Source organism: Streptomyces sp. NRRL B-24572, from assembly GCF_002156145.1.
GTDB lineage: Bacteria > Actinomycetota > Actinomycetes > Streptomycetales > Streptomycetaceae > Streptomyces > Streptomyces vietnamensis.
This window is the reverse complement of record NZ_MWIG01000670.1, coordinates 1-318: the sequence shown is the minus strand read 5'-3', so window position 1 is coordinate 318 and position 318 is coordinate 1. Positions and strand designations below refer to the sequence as shown.

The 318-nt window shown below is 75.8% G+C and carries 1 pseudogene; it reads left to right on the top strand.

The features are described from left to right. A pseudogene (locus CCN56_RS33100) lies at positions 1-318 on the top strand (sensor histidine kinase); the annotation flags it as partial.

Here is a 318-nt window from a genome sequence, read left to right as displayed (position 1 = left end):
CCGTGGTCGTCGCGCTGCTCGCCGCGGGCACCGAGGAACTCCTCGGCGGCGAGGGATGGCGGCTGGCCGCGGTCGCCATGGGCGCGGCCGTGCTGTCGCTGACACGGCGCAGACTCCCCGCGGGCGTACTCGTCCTGACCGCCGGCCTCGCACCCTTCCTGCCCGGCCTCGGGCCCCTGCTCATCGTGCTCGGCTGGTCGTCCGGCCGGTACGTCGCCAGCGCCGGGCGGGCACTGGCCGCGTTCGTCGCCGCCTTCGTCCTGAACGTCGGCGGGATGCTCCTGGAGACCTGGGACCGGCAGCGGCTGCTCACCGTCG